We start from the raw sequence: 1,304 nt of genomic DNA on the forward strand, positions 1-1,304 counted from the left end.
GCTGCAGCGCATTCCGCCGGCGGATCTCGTCGAGGCACAGACGTTCCACGCCAGGCCCGGCAACCAGATCGACATGAACGTACTGGTGTCGCGGCTGGAAACGTCCGGTTTTGAGCGCGTGCCGACCGTGCGTGGCATCGGCGAGTTCGCGGTGCGCGGCGGCATTCTCGACCTGTTCGCGCCTGGCTGGACCGAAGCGCTCAGGCTCGACTTCTTCGGCGACACGCTTGAATCGATCCGCGTCTTCGACGCCGCCACGCAGCGCACCACCGGCCAGCGCAAGTCGATGGCGCTGCAGGCGATGAGCGAAGTGGCGCTGACGCCCGAAACCATCAGCCGTTTCCGCCGCTCCTATATCGAAGCCTTTGGCGCTCCACAGCGCGATGACGGGCTCTATGCAGCAGTCAGCGAAGGCAGGCGGTTTGCCGGAATGGAACACTGGCTGCCGTTTTTCTATGAGCGGCTGGAGACGGTGTTCGACTATCTGCCTGACACGCCTGTCATCTTCGACCATCTGGCGCATGAGGCGTTGGCCGAACGCCACACGCTGATCCTCGACCATTACGAGGCGCGCAAGAAGCAGGCGGACGGTGCCTTGAAGGACGCCGTGCCCTACAAGCCGGTCGCACCGGACCTGCTCTATCTCTCCCCGGAAAACCTGATTGCCTCGCTCGGGCCGCGTGAAGCGATCGACTTCACGCCATTCGACGCGCCCGAAGTTGGCGCCAAGAAGGTCTATCACGCCGGCTCGCGCCACGGCCGCAGCTTCGTCGAGGAGCGCGCCGATCCGAACGCCAATGTGTTCGATGTCGTCGTCAAACACATCGCCGATGAGCGCGCGGCGCGCCGCCGCATTGTCATTGCCGGCTGGACCGAAGGCTCGCTCGACCGGCTTGGCCAGATCCTTGCCGAACACCATCTCGGCAATCTCAAGCAGGTGGCGACGCTGGCGGAAGCCGAAAAGCTCGAACCGGGGCAGGCGGCCCTGGCCGTACTGCCGCTCGAATCCGGCTTCGAGACCGAAAAACTGGTCGTCGTCGCCGAACAGGACATTTTGGGCGACCGGCTGATCCGGCGTTCGAAACGCAAGAAGCGTCCCTCGGACTTCATTGCCGAGGCCTCGGCGCTGTCGGCCGGCGACATTGTCGTCCATGCCGATCATGGCATTGGCCGTTTCATCGGCCTGCGTACCATCGAAGCGGTCGGCGCACCGCATGACTGCCTTGAAATCCACTATGCGGGTGACGACCGGCTGTTCCTGCCGGTGGAAAACATCGAGCTTCTGTCGCGCTACGGTTCTGACA

At 63.8% G+C, this 1,304-nt stretch carries 1 protein-coding gene; it reads left to right on the forward strand.

Translation table 11 applies throughout. The annotated features are described in order from the left end of the window. The coding region (locus EN964_RS34885; protein ID WP_281059600.1) for a CarD family transcriptional regulator at positions 1 to 1,304 on the forward strand (1,304 nt) is incomplete at both ends.

Origin of the sequence: Mesorhizobium sp. M7A.F.Ca.CA.001.10.2.1 (assembly GCF_003998575.1) — a bacterium.
Taxonomy (GTDB): Bacteria; Pseudomonadota; Alphaproteobacteria; order Rhizobiales; family Rhizobiaceae; genus Mesorhizobium.